Source organism: Dokdonella sp., assembly GCF_051958935.1.
Taxonomy (GTDB): Bacteria; Pseudomonadota; Gammaproteobacteria; order Xanthomonadales; family Rhodanobacteraceae; genus Dokdonella_A.
This window is the reverse complement of the sequence record NZ_JBQCFP010000057.1, coordinates 1-20,521: the sequence shown is the minus strand read 5'-3', so window position 1 is coordinate 20,521 and position 20,521 is coordinate 1. Positions and strand designations below refer to the sequence as shown.

Below are 20,521 nucleotides of genomic sequence, written 5' to 3'. Positions count from 1 at the left end.
GCAGCCCGCGGCTCCGCCGCGCCTACAATGTGACACATGGATTCCGATTCCCGACCGCGCCTGCCGCGCCACATCGCGATCGTCATGGACGGCAACGGCCGCTGGGCCGAAAGTCGCCATCGGCCCCGCAGCTTCGGCCACCGCGAGGGGCAGAAGGCGGTGCGCGCCGCGGTCGAGTATTGCCGTCGCAGGGGCATCGAGGCGCTCACCCTCTTCGCGTTCTCGAGCGAGAACTGGAAGCGCCCCGGCGAGGAAGTCGGCGCGCTGATGCAGTTGTTCCTCGATGCACTCGACCGCGAGGTGGACGAGCTGCACCGCAACGGCGTGCACGTGAACTTCATCGGCGATCTCGCCGCCTTCGCGCCGGAACTGGCCTCGCGCATGCACGACGCGATGCGCCGTACCGCGGCGAACACCGCGCTGAGCCTCAACGTCGCGGTCAACTACGGCGGCCGCTGGGACATCGTGCAGGCCGCGCGCACGCTCGCGCAGTCGGCCGCGCGCGGCGAGCTCGATCCCGCCGCGATCGACGAGGCGCTGTTCGCACGCCACGTCTGCCTCGACGGCCAGCCGCCGGTCGACCTGTTCATCCGCACCGGCGGCGAAATCCGCGTGAGCAATTTCCTGCTCTGGCAGATCGCGTACGCCGAGCTGTACTTCACCGACGCACTCTGGCCCGACGTCGACGCCGGCGTGCTCGACGCGGCCCTCGCCGAATTCGCGCGGCGCGAGCGCCGCTACGGCCTCACGTCCGCGCAGATGCGCGCGGCGAGCTGAGACGCGCATGCTCAAGCAACGCACCCTGACCGCCCTCGTCCTCGCGCCGCTCGCGGTCGCGATGATCCTGCTGCTGCCCACCGCGGGTTTCGCCACCGTGATCGCGGCGATGTCGCTGCAGGCGATGTGGGAATGGACGCGGCTGGCCGGGGTGGCATCGACGACGGCGCGCATCGCCTTCGTCGCCGCCAACACGTTGCTGCTCTTCCTGCTCTGGCACCTGCGCGCGACGCCGTACGCCGGCTACGTGATCGGCGCGGGCGTCGCCTGGTGGCTGCTGTCGCTGTTCTGGCTGCGCCATTTCTCGTACGCGGCCGCGCCGACCCGCGAAAACGCGCTGCTGAAACTGGCCGCGGCGGAACTCGCCGTGCTGCCGGCGTGGCTCGCCTTCGTCCAGCTGCACGGCGCCGTCGACCGCGGGCACCAATGGGCGCTGCTCGTGATCATCCTCGTCTGGGCCGCCGACACGGGCGCCTACTTCGCGGGCAAGCGCTGGGGCACGACCAAGCTCGCACCGCGGATCAGCCCGAACAAGACGCGCGCGGGTGCGTATGGCGCGCTCGCGCTCGCCGGTGCCGTCGCGCTCGTCGGCGGCTGGCTGCTCGACGAACGCGGCGCGGCGCTGCTCGCGCTGCTCGCGCTCGCGTTGGTGACCGTGCTCGCTTCGATCCTCGGCGATCTCATCGAAAGCCTGCTCAAGCGCCAGGCCAACGTGAAGGATTCCGGCACCCTCTTCCCGGGCCATGGCGGCCTGCTCGATCGCGTCGACAGCGTGTTTTCGGCCGTGCCGGTGTTCGTTGCCGGCAAGGCCGTGCTCGACCTCCTGCTCGCGCCATGAAAACGCTCGCGGTGCTCGGCGCGACCGGCTCGATCGGTGCGAGCACGCTCGACGTCGTCGCGCGCCATCCGGACAAGTACCGCGTCGGCGTGCTCGCCGCGCATCGCAGCGTCGATGCGCTGACGGAACTGTGCGCGCGCTTCCGCCCCGAACTCGCGGTGATCGCCGATGCGGCCTGCGAACGCGAGCTGCGCGAGCGGTTGCACGCACGCGGCGTCGCAAGCCGGGTCGAGGCCGGTCCCCACGCGCTCGTCGAAGCCGCGTCGGGCGCGCACTGCGACACGGTCGTCGCCGCGATCGTCGGCGCCGCAGGGCTGGAGTCCACGCTCGCCGCCGCGCGCGCGGGCAAGCGCCTGCTGCTCGCCAACAAGGAAGCCGTCGTGATGGCCGGCGACCTGCTCGCCGCGGCGCTGCGCGAAGGTGGCGGCACCCTGCTGCCGCTCGATTCCGAGCACAACGCGGTGTTCCAGTGCCTGCCGCGCGAGCACGCCGACCTCGATGCGGTCGGCGTGAAGCGCATCCTGCTCACCGCGTCGGGCGGCCCTTTCCGCGGTCGCTCCGCCGCCGAACTCGCGACGATCACGCCGGAGCAGGCCTGCGCGCATCCGAACTGGCGCATGGGTCGCAAGATCTCGGTCGATTCGGCGACGCTCATGAACAAGGGCCTCGAGGTGATCGAGGCGCACCACCTGTTCCGCGCCCCGGCCACGCGCATCGAGGTGGTCGTGCATCCGCAGAGCATCATCCATTCGCTGGTCGAGTATGCCGACGGCTCGCTGCTCGCACAGCTCGGCAACCCCGACATGCGTACCGCGATCGCCCATGCACTCGCCTGGCCCGAACGCATCGATGCGGGGGTCGCCGCGCTCGACCTCGTCAGGCTCGGCCGGCTCGACTTCGAGGCGCCCGACCTCGCGACCTTCCGCTGCCTCGCCCTCGCCTACCAGGCGCTCGCGACGGGCGGCGCGGCGACGATCGTGCTCAACGCGGCGAACGAGGAGGCGGTCGCGGCATTCCTCGACGCCCGCCTGCCGTTCCTCGCGATCGCCGAGACGATCGAGCGTTGCCTCGCCGAAGCCCCGACCGGGGCACCGGCCGACCTCGCGGCGATCCTTGACGCCGATTTAACTGCGCGCAGGCATGCCCAACGTATGATCGCCGCCCTGTCCGCCTAACCCGCCGAACGTATCCTCATGAGCCATGTCCTGGGTCCCGTGTGGTGGCTGATCGTCACCCTCGGCCTGCTGATCACCTTCCACGAATACGGCCACTTCATCGTCGCGCGCCGCCTCGGCGTCAAGGTGCTGAAGTTCTCGGTCGGCTTCGGCCCGGCGCTGTGGTCGCGCTTCGACCGCCACGGCACCCAGTTCGTGATCGCGGCGATCCCGCTCGGCGGCTACGTGAAGATGCTCGACACGCGCGAGGTCGAGGGCGCGGTCGGCCCGACCGGCCTCGCGGGCGCGTTCGACCGCAAGCCGGTCGGTGCACGCATGGCGATCACGGCTGCAGGGCCGGTATTCAACCTCGTCTTCACGATCGCCGCGTTGTGGCTCGTATTCATGCTCGGCAAGCCGGATTTCCAGCCCGTCGTCGGCAGCGTCGACCATGTGGCGGCGGCGTCCGGATTCCAGGTCGGCGATCGCATCACGTCGGTCGGCGGACGCCCGGTCGATGCGTGGACCGATGCCTCGCTCCGCGTGCTGACGGCCGGCATGGACCGGCGTGACGTCGTCGTCGGCGTCGTCGATGCGGCCGGCACCGCGCGCGAGCGCACCCTGGCGTTGTCGAAGCTGCCCGCGGAGCTCGACCAGCACCGCCTGCCGGAGGAAATCGGCCTCGCGCCGCGCCAGCAGCCGGTTCCACCGGTGATCGGCGGCGTGCCGGCGGACGGCGCCGCCGCGAAGGCGGGGCTCGCCCCGGGCGACCGCATCGTGTCGATCGCCGGCGAGACGATCAAGGACTGGCGCGACGTGTCGGAGGCGATCCAGCGGCATGCCGCTGCCGGTCGCGCACTCGACATCGTGGTCGAACGGGACGGACAGTCGAAATCCTTCCAGGTGACGCCGAGGCAGGGCGACCCGGAGCCGGGCGCGGCCGACGCCAAGCCGCGCTGGGTGGTCGGCATCGGCGTGCAGCGGGTCGATCCCCACTACGACGCGACCCTGCGCTACGGCCCCGTCGCGGCGCTCGGCAAGGCCTTCTCGGAGACGTGGAACCAGACCCGCGACACCCTGGGCCTGCTCGGCCGCATGGTGACCGGCGAGTCTTCGGTCAAGAACCTCGGCGGGGTCATCTCGATCGCCCAGGCCGCCGACAGCTCGGCGCAGAACGGCCTCGTCTGGTTCCTCACCTTCCTCGCGGCGATCTCGTTGAGCCTGGCCATCCTGAACCTCCTGCCGATCCCGATCTTGGACGGCGGCGGCCTGCTGTATTACCTTATCGAATCAATAAAGGGCAGCCCGCTCAGCGACCGCGTGCAGATCGCCGGCCAATACGTCGGGCTGGTCCTGCTCGTCGGCCTGATGGGTCTGGCGCTGTACAACGACATCCTGCGGAACGTGTCCTGACCCGCGGGCCTGCCCCATAACGAAACCAAGGCCGCGACTGCGCCCGTCGCGGGCCCCACGACGCCCTGACGGAAGTGACGATGAAGCGTACAGCCGCCCTGCTCCTGCTTGCCTTTTTCGCCGCGAATGCCTCGGCGTTCGACACCTTCACGATCTCCGACATCCGCATCGACGGCCTCGCGCGCATCGCGCCGGGCACGGTGTTCACCTACCTGCCGGTCGAGAAGGGTGATGCGCTGACGCCCGATCGCGCGAACCAGGCGATCCGCGCGCTGTACAAGACCGGCTTCTTCAACGACGTGCAGCTGTCGCGCCAGGGCGACATCCTCGTCGTGACCGTGAAGGAGCGACCGCAGATCACCAAGATCGTGATCCGCGGCAACAAGGACATCCAGGAAGCCGACCTGCTCAAGGGCCTCAAGGGCATCGGCCTCGCCGAGGGCGAGGCGTTCGACCCGCTCAAGCTCGCCGAGGTGCAGGACGAGCTGACCCGCCAGTACTACAACCGCGGCAAGTACAACGTCTCGGTCAAGACTTCCAAGGTCAATCTCGACCGCAACCGCGTCGAAGTGGCGATCAACGTCGCCGAAGGCAAGGCGGCGAGGATCAAGCACCTCAACGTGGTCGGCAACACGGTCTTCACCGACAAGCAGATCGAAGGCGAATTCGAGTCCAACACGAGCAACTGGACGTCCTGGTACACCAAGGACGACCAGTATTCGCGCGAGAAGCTGTCGGGCGACCTCGAGAAGCTGCAGTCCTACTACATGGATCGCGGCTATGCCGATTTCAGCGTCGAGTCGACCCAGGTCAGCATCAGTCCCGACAAGCGCAAGATGTACGTCACCGCCAACATCAAGGAAGGCGAGGTGTACACGGTCAACGACATCAAGCTGACCGGCGCGCTGATCCTCAAGGAAGAAGACCTTCGCAGGATGCTGCAGCTCAAGGCCGGCGACGTGTTCTCGCGCGCGAAGGTCGAGCGCTCCGTCGACGCGATGGTCTCGGCGTTGTCCAACATCGGCTACGCGTTCGCCGACGTGCAGCCGATCCCGAACATCGACAAGGACAAGCGCGAGGTCAGCCTCAACTTCTTCATCAACCCGGGCAAGCGCGTCTACGTGCGCCAGGTCGTGTTCAAGGGCAACCAGCACACCGAGGACGAGGTGCTGCGCCGCGAGATGCGCCAGCTCGAAGGCTCGTGGTACTCGCAGGCGGCGATCGACCGCTCGAAGATCCGCCTGCAGCGCCTCGGCTACTTCAGCAAGGTCGAGATCGACACGCCCAAGGTGCCCGGTACCGACGACCAGGTCGACGTGACCGTCGCGGTCGAGGAGCAGAACTCCGGCCAGTTCACCTTCGGCCTCGGCTATTCGCAGGTGCAAGGGTTGATCGCCAGCGTCGGCGTCACGCAGAACAACTTCTTCGGCACCGGCGACCGCATCTCGGTCAACGCGCAGAAGAGCAGCTTCATCGAGCGCTACCAGCTGTCGTACTTCGAGCCGTACCTCACCGACGACGGCATCGGCATCGGCTACGACATCCAGCACACCAAGCTGGACGCGAGCGAGAACAACCTCGCCAGCTACCTGACCAGCACCGACGCGTTCGACATCTACCTTGGCCTGCCGATCAGCGAATCGGACTCGATCAACGCGCAGATGGGCCTCAGCAAGACCAATATCATCGCCAGCACGCTGTTCGGCACCCCGCAGGCGATCGTCGACTACATCGACAACCTCGGCCACAGCACGTTCCACACCTGGAACATGCAATGGTCGTGGGCGCACGACACGCGCAACCGCTTCTGGAACCCGACGCGCGGTTCGCTGCAGTCGGTGTCGCTGGAGCTGACCCTGCCCGGCTCGACCGTGCAGTACTACAAGTTCAACTATCGTTTCGCGCAGTACCTGCGCATGACCGACAGCCTCACCTTCTTCGGCCATTTCGGCGTGGGCTACGGCGACACCTACAAGGACCCCAAGAGCGTGCTGTCGCCGGATCACCCGCGATATCGCGCCGACATCTCGGGCCTGCCGTTCTTCGAGAACTTCTACGCCGGCGGCGTGACCGACGTGCGCGGCTTCCGCGACAACACGCTCGGCCCGTTCGCCGTGTACAACTCGCTCAGCTGCTCGCCCACCGACAAGAACTGCCGGCTGCCGCTCGGCGGCGCGCTCAAGTTCGTCGCTTCGGCCGAAGTCATCTTCCCGACTCCGTTCGTGAAGGAGAACAGCGACGCCACGCGCCTGTCCGCGTTCATCGACGTCGGCAACGTGTTCCAGAACAAGCTCTGCTCGGTGCCGGAATGCCGCGTCTACAAGAGCTGGAGCGCGGACCAGTTGCGCGCCTCGGCCGGCCTGTCGTTCACCTGGCGCGCCCCGGTGGGCCCGATCGTCATCAACATCGCCCGGCCGATCCGCAAGAAGCCCGGCGACGACACCGAGACGATCCAGTTCACCTTCGGCAACACGTTCTGAGATCGCACGGACGGCGTCGACAGCGAGGAGACGCGCGTGAGGCAGCCAGCACAACCAGCGAGTCGGTTGCTCGCGCTGCTGCTCGTGCCGGCGCTCGCCTTCGCGGGCGTCGCATCGGCCCAAGCGCCGGCTCCGACGCGCATCGGTTACGTCGACATGAAGCGACTGCTCGACAACGCACCGCAAGTCGTAGCCGGCCGGCGCAAGCTCGAGCGCGAGTTCGCTGCGCGCGACACCGCGTTGAAGGCGGACGAGCAGCGCCTGGCCGAATTGCACAGCAAACAGGCCACCCTCGCCAAGGATGAAGCGGACGCATTGCAACGCGAGATCGACGCGCTCGACCGCTCGATCAAGCGCACGCGTGAAACGATGCGCGCCGAACTCAAGACGCGCGGCGACCAGGAACTGGACAAGAGCTGGCGCGAGATCAACGAGGCCGTCGTCGACTTCGCGCGCGAGCAGGGCTACGACCTCATCGTGCCGAGCCCGGTCGTCTACGCGAGCCCGCGCGTCGACATCACGGACCGCATCCTCGAGCGCCTGCGCCGCAGCGGCGACAAGGGCGCGACGCCATGACCCGCGCGAGCCACACGCTCGGCGCGATCGCCGAGCGCTTCGGCCTCGAGCTGCGCGGCGACCCCACGCTCGCCGTCGACGGCGTCGACACGCTCGCCAACGCGGGCGCCACACGCATCGCCTTCCTCGCCAACCCGCGCTACCGCGGCCAGCTCGCCGCTGCCGGCGCGGCGGCCGTCGTGCTGCGCGCCGCGGATGCGGAGGCGTGCCCGCGCGCCTGCCTGGTCGCGCCCGACCCGTACGTCGCGTTCGCGAAGATCGCCTCGCTGTTCGAACGCGGCGCCGCGGCGGAACCCGGGGTGCATCCGAGCGCGGTGGTCGCCGCGGATGCGCGCGTCGGGGATGGCGCCTCGATCGGCCCATTCTGCGTGCTCGAGGCCGGCGCCGTGGTCGGGGAGGGCGCGGTACTCGGCCCGCATTGCGTGGTCGGTCGCGATTGCCATGTCGGCGCGCAATCGCGCCTCGTCGCGCGCGTGACGCTGGTGCAGGACGTGCGCCTGGGCAAGCGCGTGCTGATCCACCCCGGCGCGGTGCTCGGCGCCGACGGCTTCGGCATCGCGTTCGAACGCGATCATTGGATCAAGGTGCCGCAGCTCGGCGGCGTCGTCGTCGGCGACGACTGCGAGATCGGCGCGAACACGACGATCGACCGCGGCGCGCTCGAGGACACGGTGCTGGAAGAGGACGTGCGCCTCGACAACCAGATCCAGATCGCCCACAACGTGCGCATCGGCGCGCACAGCGCGCTGGCCGGCTGCGCCGCGGTCGCCGGCAGCGCCACGATCGGCCGCTACTGCCTGATCGGCGGCGGCGCTGGCATACTCGGCCACCTGAGCCTGGCCGACCGCGTCACCGTGACCGCGATGAGCCTGGTCACCCATTCGATCCGCGAACCCGGCGAATATTCGTCCGGCACGCCGATCCAGCCGAACCGGCAATGGCGCCGCAACGCGGCCCGCTTCAAGCATCTGGACGAAATCGCGCGACGCGTCGGTGCCGCGCCAAAGGAACCCGAGTCATGAACATGCCCCCCGCTCCGGTGACGCTGCCGCTCGGCGTCGAGCAAATCGCCGCGATGCTGCCGCACCGCTACCCGTTCCTGCTGCTCGACCGCGTGCTTGCGTTCGAGCACGGCACGCGCGTGACGGCGCTGAAGAACCTCACGTTCAACGAGCCGTTCTTCCAGGGGCACTTCCCCGGCCACCCGGTGATGCCGGGCGTGCTGATCATCGAGGCGATGGCGCAGGCCGCGGGCATGCTGGTCAAGCTGTCGGCGCAGCACAACGTCGACGTGCCGTCGATCTTCTACCTGGTCAAGGTCGACAAGGCGCGCTTCAACCGCACCGTCGTGCCGGGCGACCAGCTGCGCCTCGAAGTCGAGCACAAGCGCCGCATGCGCAACATGAGCCAGTTCTGGGGCCGCGCACTCGTCGACGGCACCGTGGTCGCCGAAGCCGAGATGCTCTGCGCCGAGGTCGCCGCGGGATGATCCATCCGACCGCGATCGTCGATGCTTCCGCGCGCATCGGCGCCGGCGTCGCCATCGGCGCCTACAGCATCGTCGGTGCGGACGTCGAGATCGGCGACGGCACCTCGGTCGGCCCGCATGTCGTCATCGAGGGGCGCACGCGGATCGGCCGCGACAACCGCATCTTCCAGTTCGCCTCGATCGGCGCCGCGCCGCAGGACAAGAAGTTCGCCGGCGAGGCCTCGGAACTCGTCATCGGCGATCGCAACCACATCCGTGAATTCGTGACGATGCATCGCGGCACCGCGGGCGGCGGCGGCGTCACGCGCGTCGGCGACGACAACTGGTTCCTCGCCTACAGCCACGTCGCGCACGACTGCCGCGTCGGCAACCACTGCGTGTTCTCCAACAACGCGACGATCGCCGGCCACGTCGAAGTGGGCGACCACGTGATCGCGAGCGGCTTCGTCGGCGTGCACCAGTTCTGCCGCATCGGCGCGCATGCGTTCATCGGCATGGGCGTCCTGCTCAGCGGCGACGTGCCGCCGTTCCTGATGGTCGCCGCCGATGCCGACACGCAGGGCCGTCCGCGCGGCATCAACAGCGAAGGCCTCAAGCGACGCGGCTTCGACGCCGAGCGCATCGCCGCGATCAAGCGCGCCTACCGCACGATCTACGTCGGCAGCTCGCCGCTCGCCGATGCGCGCGCGAAGCTCGCCGAGCAGGCCAGGGACAGCGCCGACGTCGCGCAGATGCTCGCCTTCATCGACGGCAGCGAGCGGGCGCTCGCGCGGTGACCGCGCCACGGCGCTTCGTGCTCGTCGCCGGCGAAGCCTCCGGCGACCTGCTCGGCGCCGGGCTCGTCGACGCGCTGCGCGAACGCTTCCCCGACGCGGAGTTCGCCGGCATCGGGGGCCGGCGCATGGTCGCGGCCGGGCTCGACGCGTGGCATCCGCTCGAGAGGCTCTCGGTGATGGGCCTGGTCGAGGTGCTCAGGCACCTGCCCGGCCTGCTCGCGATCCGTCGCGACGTGCTGCGGCGCACGCTCGCCTGGCGTCCCGACGCGTTCATCGGCATCGATGCGCCCGACTTCAACCTCGGCCTCGAACGAAAGCTCAAGCGCGCCGGCGTGCGCACGGTGCACTACGTGAGCCCGTCGGTGTGGGCATGGCGCGAGAAGCGCGCGCGCAGGATCGGCCGCAGCGCCGACCGCGTGCTCTGCCTGTTCCCGATGGAACCGCCGATCTACGCGCGCCACGGCGTCGATGCGCGCTTCGTCGGCCATCCGCTCGCCGACGCGATGCCGCTCGAACCCGACCGCGGCTCCGCGCGCGCGGCGCTCGGCCTCGCGCTCGACGCCCCGGTGCTGGCCCTGCTGCCAGGCAGCCGTCTCGGCGAGATCGGGCGCCTCGGCCGCGACTTCATCGAGGCGGCGCGCCTGCTCGCGCACGACGTGCCGGGCCTCGCGGTCGTCGCGCCGATGGCGAATCCGGCCGGCCACGCCGCATTCGCCGCCCTGCTCGCCGAGGCGCCGGCGGATGCGGCGGCGCTCGTGCGCGTCGTCGACGGCCATTCGCACGAAGTGATGGTCGCGGCCGACGCGATCCTGCTCGCCTCGGGCACGGCGACGCTTGAAGCGATGCTCGCGAAACGGCCGATGGCGGTCGCCTACCGCATCGCTCCGCTCACCTACCGCATCGTCAAGGGGCTAGGCCTGCTCAAGGTCGATCGCTACGCCCTGCCGAACGTGCTCGCCGGGCGCGACGTCGCACCCGAGTTCATGCAGGACGCGTGCACGCCGGGCGCACTCGCCGACGCGCTGCGGCCGCATCTCGCGCGCGGCGAGGCCGACCCCGGCCTGCTCGACGAATACCGCCGCCTGCACCTCGCCTTGCGCCGCGATGCGAGCCGCAGCGCCGCGGCGGCGATCGCCGAACTCGTCGCCGGCGGCTAGCCGGTTGCGCCGGGCATTGACGATGCCGGCGCGCATGCGCAGGATGCCACGCATGCCGTCCGCTGCCGCATGACGAAATCCCCGACCCGCCGCACGCGATGGCTGCGCGCATTCGCGCTGCTCGTATTCGCCGCGCTCGTCGTATTCGGCCCGCTCGCCGAGAACACCATCGACGAAAAGGTGTTCGCCGGTGCGCTGGTCGCCGCCGCGCTCGCCGCCATCGCGTTCGCCAGCGCGCGCGTCGCGTTCTCGCTGCTGTTCGTCTCGCTGCTGTTCGGCACGGTCGAACTGGCCGGGCGCCTCAAGTTCCTCTACCTGCAGACGCCGGTGCTCGCGCCGGACCTGCAGTACTTCGTCAACAGCGGCACGATCGAGGTGATCACCCACTACCCGCTGCTGCTCGGCGCCAGCATCGCCACGATCGTCCTGATACCGCTGCTGCTGGCCGTGTCGTTCGCGGCCGAGCGCCCTTCGCTGTTCGCGGCGCTGCCGCGTGCGCAACGGTTCGCGACGCGCGCCGCGGGCACGCTCGCCGCGTGCGCGATGCTGCTCGCCTGCCTCGCTCCGCACGGCCCGTTCAGTCGCGTCTTCAACAAGCCGATGTGGATCGCGATCAACGACCGCAGCTTCATCACCGACTTCTTCACCTCGTTCAACGACACCGTCATCAGCGAGCCGGCCAGCCCGCCCGATGTCGATCGCAGTATCACCTGGAAGCTCAAGCGGCCGCTGCAGGCGCCGCCGAAGCTGCCCGACGTCGTGCTCGTGCTCGAGGAGAGCACGTTCGACCCACGCATCCTCAAGCTGTGCACGATCCCGCAGTGCCGGCGGCCGATGTTCGACGCCGACAGGCAGACCCGCGCGCACGGGCCGATGACCGTGCACACGTTCGGTGGCGGCACCTGGACGAGCGAGTTCTCCGCGTTGACCGGGCTGGCCCACACCCTGTTCGGCAACGCCGGGCTGTACGCGCCGTACAACCTCGCGCCCCGCGTGGCCTACACGCTGCCGAACGCATTCAAGCGAGCCGGCTATCGCGCCGTCGCGCTCTACCCGATGAGCGGCGACTTCCTCAACGCGCGCAACGCATACGACTACTACGGCTTCGACGCGTTCTACGACGGCACCGAGTACGGCCTCGGCTGGACCAGCCACGACGCCGACCTGCTGAGGGTGTTCGAGCGCGTCTACGCCGACGAGAAACGCATGCACCCGGACACGCCGCTGTTCGTGTTCATGCTGACCCTGCACCAGCACGGCCCGCACATGACGCCGCTGGCCGAGCTCCCGCCGCCGTACGACAAGCCGCTGTTTCCCGGCCGGTTCAAGCCCAAGGCGCTCGACGACTGGCTCAACATGAATCTCGGCAACTACCTCGAGCGTCTCGAGCAGTCCGACGCGATGCTCGCCGACCTCGAGAAGTTCCTGCTCGACGGCGACCACCCCGCGGTGCTCGCGCATTTCGGCGACCACCAGCCCTCGTTCGACGGCGCGATCAACGAGATCCCGAAGAACGTGCCGAAGGAAGCCGGGCCGATCGCGCACTGGGTCACGTACTACATGATCAAGTCGAATTTCCCGGTGCGCCAGCGCTACGATTACCCGGTGCTCGACATCTCGTTCCTCGGCTCGCTCGTGCTCGACGTCGCCGGCGTGCCGAAGGACGAGTACTACCAGGCCAATACGCTGCTGCGCGAGCGCTGCAAGGGCCGTTACCTCGACTGCAAGGACACGAAGTTGGTCGCGTCGTACCACGACTACATCTTCGCCACGCTCGGCGAGTTGCACGAATGAGCGGGCTGCGCTTCCGGCGGGTCGCGGGCGTCGACGAGGCGGGCCGTGGACCGCTGGCCGGCCCGGTCGTCGTCGCCGCGGTGATCCTCGATCCGCGCCGGCGGATCGACGGCCTCGCAGATTCGAAGGTGCTGAGCGAAGCGCAGCGCGACGAGCTCGCGCCGCTGATCCGCGCGCATGCCCTCGCCTGGTCGGTGGTCGCGGTGGACATCGACGAGATCGAGCGCCTGAACATCCTCGGCGCGACCCTCATCGGCATGGAGCGCGCGCTGCGCGCGCTGCAGAGGCCCCCCGTGCTCGCCCTCATCGACGGCAACCGCCTGCCGAAGAACCTGCCATGCCGGGCCCGCGCGATCGTCGACGGCGACGCGACGGAGCCCTCGATCGGGGCCGCCTCGATCCTCGCCAAGACCGAGCGCGACCGCATCATGCGCGAACTCGACGGCACCCATCCGGGCTACGGCTTCGCGCGCCACAAGGGTTATTCGACGCCCGAACACCTCGGCGCGCTCGAGCGCCTGGGTCCCTGCCCGATCCACCGCCGCGGCTTCGAACCCGTGCGCCGGCTGCTCGAGCCCGAGCTGTTCTGAGGTCGCGCCGCCGCGCGTCCGTTCACAAGACCGCGTTTTTCATCAGTTCGCATTCGCGCAGCGGACGATGTGAACGCTGCCGCCATTGCGACGTTACAATGCCGTGCAACGTCTGTTGCACCATGGCGGCAGCGAAAAGGACTTCGATGGACCTGGACAGGGCTGCACCGCGTGCCGTCGCCCGGGCGCTCGGCTTCGGCGCGTTCGCGCTGGTGGCGATCCGCATCTGCGGCAGCGAGGCCGACCTCGCGGCGCGCCTTTACTGCATCTCGCTGATGCTCGCATTCGCCGCGTTCGTCGCGGTGTGGAGCGGGCGCATCGCGTTCGGCCTGCTCGCGGCTGCCGCGCTCGCGGGGGCGGTCTGGCTCGTCAGCACGCTCAAGCTCGCCTACCTGCACGAACCCCTGTTCGCGCCCGACGTGCGCTACCTCGGGCGGACACTGTTCGGCGAAGTCATCGGTCACTACCCGGCAATGCTGTACAAATGCCTCGCCGCGCTCGTGTGCGTGCCGCTCGTCGCGCTCGCGCTCTGGCGGCTGGAAGCGCCCGGCCTGTGGCGGGGGCGCAGCCGGCGCGCGCGCGGCCTCGCCTCGCTCGGCGTGACGTTCGCACTGGTCGCGCTCGCATGGGCGCAAGGTCCGTTCGCGCGGGTCTACGCGGTGTCCGCGTGGGACTTCCTCGAACAGGGCCGGCGCAATCCGGTCACGACGTTCCTGCGCTCGCTCGGGCGCATGCAGCTGACCATGCCGCCGCATGACGGCGACCCCGCGGCCTACGATTGGGACGGCGGATCCGCCGGCGCAGCCGCACCGGCGGTGCGACCGGACATCGTCGCCGTGCTCGAGGAAAGCACGCTCGACCCGCGCGCCTGGGCCGATTGCACGAGCCCGCGTTGCCGCTTCGACCTGTTCGACGCCGACGCCCACACGCGTGCCCATGGCCTGCTGCGCGTGCACACCTACGGTGGCGGCACTTGGACGAGCGAGTTCGCGTTCCTTGCCGGCCTGCCGCATACGCTGTTCGGCCCCGCCGGCCTGTACGCGCCGTACAACCTCGCGCCACGCCTGCGCGAGAGCCTGCCGCGCCGGCTCCGCGCGCTCGGCTATCGCACGATCGCCGTCTATCCGATGCCGCGCGGGTTCGTGCGCGCGGCCGAAGCCTACCGGGAATACGGCTTCGACGAATTCCACGACTCGACCGAACTCGGCATCGAGTGGCAGACAACCGACCTGGAACTGATGGACAAGGTGGAGACGATCCATCGGCGCGCGCGTGCCCAGTACGACGGGCCGCTCTTCATCATGATCCTCACGATGCGCCAGCACGGGCCGCACGACAAACCGCTCGACGCGCTGCCGCCGCCGTGGAACGAGCCGCCGGCACCACGCCTCGACGCGCGCGCGAACCGCAACATCGGCACGTACCTCTATCGCCTGGAGCAGTCCCGGCAGGCGCTCGCGAGGCTGCGCGACTACCTGTTCGCTGCAGGGAGGCCGGCCGTGCTCGCGCATTTCGGCGATCACCATCCTTCGTTCGATGGACTGGAAAGCGGGCTCGCCAGCGCGCTCGCACCCGCCCTCGCCGACCGGGCCGGCACGCTCACCTACTACCGCATCGACAGCAACATGGACGGCGCGGCGTCCCCCGCTCTGGGCCAGCCGCTCGACATCGCCTATCTCGCCGGAGCCGTCATCGATGTCGCCGGGCTCCCGCGCGGCGCCTACTTCGACGCGAATGCCCGCCTGCGCGAACGCTGCGACGGCCGCTTCCAGGACTGCGCCGCGACGGACGTACTCGCCTCGTACAACGCCTACGTGTTCGGCCGGCTCGGCATCGTCGAGGAATAGCCCGAGCGGCGCCGTTGCTGGCGAGCACGCGCCGTTGTCAACCTTGCCGCGGGCTGGGGCAGCGACTAGGCTGGCCCATCCCCGCGTCCGCTCCGCCCATGCCCCCCGGTTTCGTCCACCTGCACGTCCACAGCGAGTACTCGCTGACCGATTCGACGATCCGCGTCGGCGACCTGGTCGACGCGTGCGCGCAGGCGGACATGCCCGCGGTCGCGCTGACCGACCAGAGCAACCTGTTCGCGCTGGTGAAGTTCTACAAGGCGGCCGAGAGTGCGGGCATCAAGCCGATCGCCGGCTGCGACCTCTGGCTCGCCGACCCGGACGATCGCGCGCGGCCGCAGCGCGTGACCGTGCTGTGCCAGGACCGCGCCGGCTACCTCAACCTGTCGCGGCTGGTTTCGCGGGCGTATGCGGAAAACCGCCACGGCGACCACGCGCTCGTCGAGGCGGGCTGGCTCGCCGAAGCGAACCAGGGGCTCATCGTGCTCGCCGGCCAAGACAGCGACATCGGCCGCCTGCTGCTCGCCGGCCGCGACGAGGCGGCGCGCGCACGCGCACACTGGTGGCGCACGCATTTCCCGGACCGCTGCTACCTCGAAGCGACGCGCGTGCAGCGCGCGCACGAGGACGCCTTCCTCGCCGCCGCGCTCGATCTCGCCGTGCGCTTCGACCTGCCGATGGTCGCGAGCAACGACGTGCGCTTCCTCGTGTGCGACGATTTCGAGGCGCACGAGGCGCGCGTGTGCATCCACGCCGGCCGCGTGCTGGCGGACCCCAAGCGCCCGCGCGAGTACACGCCCGAGCAGTACCTGAAGTCGCCACGCGAGATGGCGCAGGCGTTCGCCGACCTGCCGGAGCTGCTCGAGAATACCGTCGAGCTTGCCAGGCGCTGCAACCTCGAGCTCTCCTTCGGCACCTACTTCCTGCCGGCGTTCCCGGTGCCGGCCGAGCACACGCTCGACAGCTACATCCGCTCGCAGTCGCGCGCGGGCCTCGAACGCCGCCTCGCCGCGCAGCCCGAAGCCCCCGGCTTCACGCGCGAGGACTACGCGAGGCGGCTCGAGCGCGAACTGGACGTGATCGTGCAGATGGGTTTTCCGGGCTACTTCCTCATCGTCGCCGACTTCATCAACTGGGCGAAGTCGAACGACATACCGGTCGGTCCGGGCCGCGGTTCCGGCGCCGGCTCGCTGGTCGCCTACGCGCTCGGCATCACCGACCTCGACCCGTTGCGCTACGGCCTCCTGTTCGAGCGATTCCTCAATCCCGAACGCGTGTCGATGCCGGACTTCGACGTCGATTTCTGCATGGACCGGCGCGACGAGGTGATCGATTACGTCGGGCGCAAGTACGGCCGCGACCGCGTCAGCCAGATCATCACCTACGGCACGATGGCCGCGAAGGCGGTGCTGCGCGACACCGGCCGCGTGCTCGGCATGCCGTACGGCCAGGTCGACCGCATCGCCAAGCTGATCCCGAAGATGCCGCTCGACCTCACGCTCGAGGACGCGCTCGGGCGTTCGGAGAAGTCGCGCAAGGAGCCGGACCGCGTCGTGTCCGAGTTCAAGGCGCTGTACGAGAGCGACGAGGAAGCGCGCGAGCTGGTCGACCTCGCGCTCAAGCTCGAGGACCTCACGCGCAATGCCGGCAAGCACGCCGGCGGCGTCGTGATCGCGCCGGGCCCGCTGCACGAATATGCGCCGCTCTATTCCGAAGGCGGCGACGGCGTCGTCACGCAGTACGACAAGGACGACGTCGAAGCGGTAGGCCTGGTCAAATTCGACTTCCTCGGCCTGCGCACGCTCACGATCATCGACTGGGCGATGAAGGCGATCAATGCGCGGCGCAGGCTCGCCGGCGAGGCACCGCTCGACATCGCGACGATCCCGCTCGACGACCCGGCCGTGTTCGCGCTGCTGCGCAAGGCGCAGACCGTCGCGATCTTCCAGTTCGAATCTCGCGGCATGCAGGGGGCGCTCAAGGAAGCCAAACCCGATCGCTTCGAAGACATCATCGCGCTCGGCGCGCTGTATCGCCCGGGCCCGATGGACCTCATCCCGAGCTATTGCGCGCGCAAACTCGGCCGCGAGCCGATCGAGTATCCCGACCCGCGCGTCGAGCCGGTCCGGAAAGAGACCTACGGCATCATGGTCTACCAGGAACAGGTCATGCAGATGGCGCAGATCGTCGGCGGCTACACGTTCGGCGGCGCCGACCTGTTGCGCCGCGCGATGGGCAAGAAGAAGGCCGAGGAGATGGCCAAGCACCGCGCGATCTTCCGCGAAGGTGCGGCCGCGAACGGCGTCGCCGAGGCCAAGGCCGACGCGGTGTTCGACCTCATGGAGAAGTTCGCCGGCTACGGCTTCAACAAGTCGCACGCGGCCGCGTACGCGCTCGTCTCCTACCAGACCGCCTGGCTGAAGGCGCACTACCCGGCCGAGTTCATGGCCGCGGTGCTGTCCTCGGACATGGACAACACGGACAAGGTGGTCAACTTCCTCGGCGAGGCGCGCGCGCTCGCCCTCAAGGTACTGCCGCCGGACATCAACGCGTCGAACTACATGTTCGAGGCGACCGACGCGAAGACGATCCGCTACGGACTGGGCGCGGTGAAGGGCGTCGGCCGCGGCGCGGTCGAGAACATCGTCGACGCGCGTCGGCGCGGCCCCTACACGGACCTGGCCGACCTCTGTGCTCGTGTCGACCCGTCTAGGCTCAACAAGCGCGTCTACGAGGCGCTGATCCTGTCCGGCTCGCTCGATGCGCTGGCGAAGAACCGTGCGAGCCTCGCCGCGCAGTTGCCCGAGGCGATGCGCGCGGCCGAGCAGCAGGCGCGCAATGCCGAAGCGGGCCAGTTCGACATCTTCGGCAGCGCGGCGACCGCGGCCAGCCCGACCCGCATCGTCCTGCCCGAAGTCGAGGAATGGCCCGTCGCGCAGCGCCTCGCCGGCGAGCGCGACACACTCGGCCACTACCTCTCGGGGCACCCGACCGACGCGTGGCGCGAGCTGCTCGGCGAAGTCACGACCTGCGCGATCGGCGAGATCGACAAGCACTACAAGCCACCCGCACGCGAAGGCCGCAGCCGCTTCGCCGACCTGCAGGCGTTCACCCTCGCCGGGTCGGTCGTGTCCTTGCGCAAGCAGGGCGACAACCGCGCGTTCGTCATGGTCGAGGACGGCTCGGGCAGGTTCGAAGCGGTGCTCTACCGCGAAACCTGGGTGGAATTCGGGCCGCTCCTCACGCGCGACGCGATCCTCGTGTTCGAAGGCGGCCTCAGCATCGACGACTTCTCCGGCGGGTACCAGTTGCGCGTGCAGAACGTCGCCACGCTCGAGGCTGCATGCGAGCGGCGCGCGCGCGTGCTGCGCCTGCGCCTCAACGGCGTCGATGGCGCGTTCGTCGCGCGCCTGCACGGCGCGCTCGCCGGCCACCGCGGCGGCCACACGCTCGTGCGCGTCAGCTACCGCAACGCGAACGGGCAGGCGGAGATCGAGCTCGGCAACGAGTGGCGGGTGCGCGCGAATCCGGCGCTCGCCGATGCCCTGCGTGCGCTCGACGGCGTACTCGCCGCGGAGCTCGTGTTCGGCTGACCAGAACCCTCGGAACGCTACGCCTCCAGGCGGATCATGACTACGCCACGGAGCCGATTCCGCCACCGACCGAGCTTTCTAGACTCGGCGCAGACCTCGCCATCCGGCGAGGCCGATCTCTGGGGGATCGACATGTTGCAGACCTTGACGCGCAGCGCCTTCGCTGCCGCCTTGAGCGTGGCCGCCTGCGCAACCGTACCTGCGCTCGCGGAGGAAAAATTCGACAGCCTCGCCGAATACGAGGATGTCGACGAGACTGAACGCGATCGCCGCGACCGTCGTCGCGACGGCACGGACGCATGGCATGGCGAAACCGTCCTCGTAACCGCGAAGGGTACGGCCGCCGACGACCCCGATGCGCTCGCGACCGACGTGGTGCGCTGGGACGAAGCCGTTGCGGCGCCCGTCGACGTGCAGGATCTCCTCACGCGCGTACCCGGCGTCGGCGCGACCGGCCAGAACGGCCTGTTCGAAACGTTCTCGATCCGCGGCAGTGGCGCGAACGGCATCCTGATCCTGCTCGGCGGCATGCCGCTCAGCGCACAGCGCCGCGCCGGCGTGCCGATTTCGTTCGTCGAGCCCGCCCTGCTCGGCGACATCCGCGTCACGCGCGGTCCGGCGGTCGTCCACTACGGTCCCGGCGCACTCGGTGGCGCGATCTCGATCGAACCGCGCTGGTTCGACGCCTCGTTCCTGCAGGCCGGCTATGCGACCGCGGGCGATGAAGCGAGCGTCGTCGCCGGCCTCGGCTCGGACCACTTCTCGCTCGGCGCCGCGCGGCACCAGGCCGGCGACAGCCGTTCGCCCGAGGACGTGCCGCTCAACACGAGCTACCGGCGCGAAAGCGCGAGCCTGCAGTACCGCGACCGCGTCGGCGCGTTCGACGTCGACGCGCTGCTGATGCCCTCGCGCACCGAGAACATCGGCAAGTCGAACAGTCGCTATCCGACGCGCGACACGACCTATCCGGAAGACAGCCACACGGTCGGCCGCATCCGCGTGCACCATGACGGCGGGTTCGAGGCGAGCGCCTACGCGCACGACCAGTACCTCGGTACCTGGAACCGTCGTCCCGGCTCACCCGACACGTTCGCCGCCGTCAGTAGTGTCGATGCCGGCATGACGCTGCAGCAGACGTTCCGGACCGGCGCGTTCAGCAACGACGTCGGCATCGAGTATCTCGGCCGGCGCGACGTCACCGCCCACGACGCGACGGGTTCGGTGATCACCCGGCGCTACAGCCTGCGCAATGCGAAGGAAGACGCGTGGTCGCTGTTCGCCACGAGCGACTGGCGCGTGTCCGACATGCTCGCGTTCGAGTTCGGCGCACGCCGCACCTGGGTCGAACAGGAGCAACGCGGCGCCAGCGTCGACGACGCCGATCACGCGTTTACCGCGGGCGCGGTGTGGACCCCCGGCGGCGGCCATCGCATCACGTTCAATGCGTCGACCGGCTATCGCTTTCCGACGCTCGAGGAACGTTATTACAGCGGCGTCACCGCACAGGGCGAAATCGTCGGCAATCCGGATCTCGGCTCGGAACGTTCGCGCGGCGTCGACCTCGGCTACGCCTGGCACGACGATGCATGGAGTTTCGAAGCGCATGCCTGGCGCAATGTCGTCGACGACCTGATCCAGCTCACCGATCTCGCGCCCGACGTGAACGGCTACGGCAACGTCGGCGAAGGCACCCTGCACGGCGCCGAAGTGGCGCTCGGCTGGGCGACACCCGCACCGGGCCTCGAGCTGCGCGCGAGCGCGGCGATCGTGCGCGGCCACGACGAGACGGATCGCCCGCTGTACGGCATTCCGCCGGTGACCGCGGAACTCGAAGCGCGTTACGCGCGCGGCGACTGGAGCGTCGGTGCGCGCTACAGCCATCGCTGGAAGATGGACCGCCCCGGCTTCGAAGAACTCGAGCGCGATGCGGTCGACGTCGTCGACGCGGACCTGCGCTGGCGCGTGCGCGACGGGCTGGACCTGCAGTTCTACCTGCGCAATGCGTTCGACGAAAACTACTACGCGACCGCCGACGAA

15 protein-coding genes are annotated in these 20,521 nt (G+C 69.3%); all 15 read left to right on the top strand.

Features of this window, described 5'->3' with window-relative positions:
* Window positions 1-36: 36 nt before the first annotated feature.
* Window positions 37-777, top strand: a complete 741-nt coding sequence (gene uppS, locus ACTHK2_RS05170) for a polyprenyl diphosphate synthase (protein WP_440244635.1) — start codon at window positions 37-39, stop codon at window positions 775-777.
* Between the two features lie 7 nt (window positions 778-784).
* Window positions 785-1,615, top strand: coding sequence for a phosphatidate cytidylyltransferase (locus tag ACTHK2_RS05165; RefSeq protein WP_440244634.1), 831 nt, complete (start codon window positions 785-787; stop codon window positions 1,613-1,615).
* The gene (locus tag ACTHK2_RS05160) at window positions 1,612-2,790 is read left to right on the top strand and encodes a 1-deoxy-D-xylulose-5-phosphate reductoisomerase (RefSeq protein WP_440244633.1); all 1,179 of its coding nucleotides are present in this window, start codon (window positions 1,612-1,614) and stop codon (window positions 2,788-2,790) included. The genes ACTHK2_RS05165 and ACTHK2_RS05160 overlap by 4 nt, the downstream gene beginning before the upstream one ends.
* A gap of 18 nt (window positions 2,791-2,808) precedes the next feature.
* The gene (gene rseP, locus ACTHK2_RS05155) at window positions 2,809-4,182 is read left to right on the top strand and encodes an RIP metalloprotease RseP (RefSeq protein WP_440244632.1); all 1,374 of its coding nucleotides are present in this window, start codon (window positions 2,809-2,811) and stop codon (window positions 4,180-4,182) included.
* A gap of 80 nt (window positions 4,183-4,262) precedes the next feature.
* Window positions 4,263-6,662 carry an outer membrane protein assembly factor BamA gene (gene bamA / locus ACTHK2_RS05150; RefSeq protein ID WP_440244631.1) on the top strand — a complete coding sequence of 800 codons (2,400 nt, stop codon included), beginning with the start codon at window positions 4,263-4,265 and terminating at the stop codon, window positions 6,660-6,662.
* Between the two features lie 36 nt (window positions 6,663-6,698).
* Window positions 6,699-7,238: an OmpH family outer membrane protein gene (locus ACTHK2_RS05145; protein WP_440244630.1), complete on the top strand. Its 540-nt coding sequence runs from the start codon at window positions 6,699-6,701 to the stop codon at window positions 7,236-7,238.
* Window positions 7,235-8,260 carry a UDP-3-O-(3-hydroxymyristoyl)glucosamine N-acyltransferase gene (gene lpxD, locus ACTHK2_RS05140; protein ID WP_440244629.1) on the top strand — a complete coding sequence of 342 codons (1,026 nt, stop codon included), beginning with the start codon at window positions 7,235-7,237 and terminating at the stop codon, window positions 8,258-8,260. The genes ACTHK2_RS05145 and lpxD overlap by 4 nt, the downstream gene beginning before the upstream one ends.
* 2 nt (window positions 8,261-8,262) lie before the next feature.
* Window positions 8,263-8,727 carry a 3-hydroxyacyl-ACP dehydratase FabZ gene (gene fabZ, locus ACTHK2_RS05135; protein ID WP_440244662.1) on the top strand — a complete coding sequence of 155 codons (465 nt, stop codon included), beginning with the start codon at window positions 8,263-8,265 and terminating at the stop codon, window positions 8,725-8,727.
* Entirely contained in the window at window positions 8,724-9,503 is a 780-nt protein-coding gene (gene lpxA / locus ACTHK2_RS05130) for an acyl-ACP--UDP-N-acetylglucosamine O-acyltransferase (protein ID WP_440244628.1), read from the top strand. The genes fabZ and lpxA overlap by 4 nt, the downstream gene beginning before the upstream one ends.
* The gene (gene lpxB, locus ACTHK2_RS05125) at window positions 9,500-10,660 is read left to right on the top strand and encodes a lipid-A-disaccharide synthase (protein ID WP_440244627.1); all 1,161 of its coding nucleotides are present in this window, start codon (window positions 9,500-9,502) and stop codon (window positions 10,658-10,660) included. The genes lpxA and lpxB overlap by 4 nt, the downstream gene beginning before the upstream one ends.
* Window positions 10,661-10,729: 69 nt before the next feature.
* Window positions 10,730-12,454 (top strand): LTA synthase family protein, encoded by a 1,725-nt coding sequence (locus tag ACTHK2_RS05120; RefSeq protein WP_440244626.1) that lies wholly within the window; start codon window positions 10,730-10,732, stop codon window positions 12,452-12,454.
* A complete protein-coding gene (locus tag ACTHK2_RS05115) occupies window positions 12,451-13,044 on the top strand; it encodes a ribonuclease HII (protein ID WP_440244625.1) in 594 nt (197 codons plus the stop codon). The genes ACTHK2_RS05120 and ACTHK2_RS05115 overlap by 4 nt, the downstream gene beginning before the upstream one ends.
* A gap of 146 nt (window positions 13,045-13,190) precedes the next feature.
* Complete coding sequence (locus ACTHK2_RS05110; protein WP_440244624.1) at window positions 13,191-14,891, top strand: sulfatase-like hydrolase/transferase; 1,701 nt, start codon at window positions 13,191-13,193, stop codon at window positions 14,889-14,891.
* A 98-nt stretch (window positions 14,892-14,989) separates the two neighbouring features.
* A complete protein-coding gene (gene dnaE, locus ACTHK2_RS05105; RefSeq protein ID WP_440244623.1) occupies window positions 14,990-18,484 on the top strand; it encodes a DNA polymerase III subunit alpha in 3,495 nt (1,164 codons plus the stop codon).
* Between the two features lie 132 nt (window positions 18,485-18,616).
* On the top strand, window positions 18,617-20,521 hold a 1,905-nt coding region (locus ACTHK2_RS05100; protein WP_440244622.1), incomplete at its 3' end, for a TonB-dependent receptor.